Raw genomic sequence first — 2,306 nt, forward strand, 5'->3', positions numbered from 1 at the left:
GTCTTGAGCCCAGGACGTGACCGCAGCGTCGACGGGCTTGTTGGCCATATCCGCCAATGCCGCGTCGAGCGATGCATCATCGGTGCCGACCGCGGCCGCAGCAGCAGCAGCGTTGTCGGCAGCGACCTCGGCCTGCAGAGCAGCTATCTTCCCAGGCAGGGCCGCCTGATCTTCGGGCGACATCGCGGCAATCTGATCGGGTGTCAGGGACGTCAGCGCATCCAGCTTAGCCTGTGCTGCGTCGGCGGCGGCCTGAGCGACCTTGGCTTTGGCGGACTGCGTCACGAATGCCTGAAGGGCGGCGAATTTCTTGCTCTTCGAGTTCATATAGGCATTGATGTTGCGCTGCAGTGAGTTCAGCCGGCCAAGCTTGGCGTGGATGTTCTTCTCCTTGGGAACCGACGAAACCTTTGTGGTTGTGTCGACCGTGGTGTCGTCCGCTTTGGCCTTGGCCCGGCCCGGGGCCGACGAAGATTTGCCGTGCGAAGCGCCGCTCTTGCCATTGCTGCCGTTGTGGCCGTTGCCGCCCCCATTGCCATTGCCGCCAGCATTGCTACCGCCGTTGCCGTGCCCGTTGCCTCCGGCATTGCCACCGCCACCGCCGTGCCCATTGCCGGCGAGCGCCGGAGATGCCAGGAGCGCCAATGCGGCAAGCGCCGCCAGCAGAGTTTTCCGGTTTGTCATGGTAATCTCCTCGGGAATCGTCGCCCTGGCCCGACCGCTAAGCGACCGTCCTATGAGGAATTGCTAATAGTGCAGAGTAAACTTTAGACAAATGCTGTCTCAATACGCGATCTGGCACCCGGCCAGAAACTTAACCGACTGATATCAAACACAAATTCACGCTCTTGGACGGCCATGGCACTGAAGTCCCATGCCGGCAGGACTATAGTCCTGCCGGCAAGCAGCGGCATGGGTGAAAGTCTTTGCGTGGTACATCGGACAAGCTTTGAAAACAGGGGAGTTGATAGCGAAAGCAAAAGGCTCAGCCGATACTTTCACCGCCGTCGATTACCAGCGCCTGGCCGGTCATGAAGGATGAACGGTCGGAGACAAGGAACAGGATCGCTTCGGCGATCTCATCGGCGCTGGCCCAGCGGCCCATCGGGATCTTGGTGCGGACATAGGTTTCGATCGCCCCGCGTCCGCCCATCTGGGCGATGAACGGTTCGTTGAACGGCGTGTCGACCCAGCCCGGACAGAGCGCGTTGACGCGCACATTGTGCCGGGCATAGTCGAGCGACATCTGCCGTGTCATCGCCACCACCGCATGTTTGGAGGTTGCGTAGGCGATCATCTCGCGGTCGTAGAACACGCCCGAATTGGAGGCGGTGTTGAGGATGACGCCGCCGCCTCGTGCGATCATCGATGGCATGACGATCCTGGCCGCCAGGAACTGCGCCCGCACATTGACCCGCCACGAGGCATCCATGCCGCCGACCTCCACTTCGGTCAGCGTGCCGCCGACCTGGATGCCGGCGTGATTGTGCAGGATGTCGATGCGCCCATGCCTGTCGAGCGTGCCGGCAATGAGCTGTTCGACCGCCGCATCATCAGCGACATCGGTCTTGATCGCCTCGGCCCGTCCACCCGCTGCCCGAATGTCCGAAGCCGTTGCTTCGCCGGCGGCCTGATCCCTGTCGGCGATGACGACCACCGCGCCTTCCCTGCCCATGATCATGGCGCCGGCGCGCCCGATGCCGGAGCCGGCGCCTGTCACCACGGCGATGCGGTCTTTGAGGATCATGATGCGGCTTTCAGTTCGACGGCTTGCGCTGGCGCAACTGCCATTGGGCAAGCACCACGAGCAGCACGGAAGCGACGAGCACGATCGTCGCGATGGCGTTGATCTCCGGCGTCACGCCGCGCCGGATCGACGCGAAGACATAGATCGGCAGCGTCGTCTGCGCGCCGGCGACGAAGAAGGCGATGATGAAATCGTCGAAGGAGAAGGTGAAGGCGAGCAGGAAGCCGGCAACGACCGCCGGCATGATCTGCGGCAGCACGATCGAGCGGAACGTCGTCAACGGCGTCGCGTAGAGATCGCTCGACGCCTCGACCAGATTGCGGTCGAGGCTGCCGAGCCGCGTGCCGACGATCATCGTCACCAGCGCCATCGAGAACAGCCCGTGCGCCGCGATGATCGAACCGTAGCCGAGCGCTAGCCGCGGCGGCTGGTCGTCGGGCCAGATCGAGGCGAGGAACGGATTGACGACGGTGAACAATTGGACGAGCGCGACCAGAGTCGAAATGCCGATGACGACGCCCGGAACGACGATCGCGGCGCCCAGAAGTGCGTCGAAGAC

General features: G+C 63.1%; 3 protein-coding genes. All 3 read right to left on the bottom strand.

Annotation, left to right across the window (positions count from 1 at the left end; translation table 11 throughout):
* Positions 1-684 (bottom strand): hypothetical protein (locus EN914_RS32585; protein WP_127244269.1); only part of this gene is annotated, 684 nt, incomplete at its 3' end.
* A gap of 301 nt (positions 685-985) precedes the next feature.
* Positions 986-1,747: an SDR family NAD(P)-dependent oxidoreductase gene (locus tag EN914_RS32590; RefSeq protein WP_024504750.1), complete on the bottom strand. Its 762-nt coding sequence runs from the start codon at positions 1,745-1,747 to the stop codon at positions 986-988.
* A gap of 10 nt (positions 1,748-1,757) precedes the next feature.
* The coding region (locus tag EN914_RS32595) for an ABC transporter permease (protein WP_127389551.1) at positions 1,758-2,306 on the bottom strand (549 nt) is incomplete at its 5' end.

This window comes from Mesorhizobium sp. M7A.F.Ca.CA.001.08.2.1, assembly GCF_003998455.1.
Taxonomy (GTDB): Bacteria; Pseudomonadota; Alphaproteobacteria; order Rhizobiales; family Rhizobiaceae; genus Mesorhizobium; species Mesorhizobium ciceri.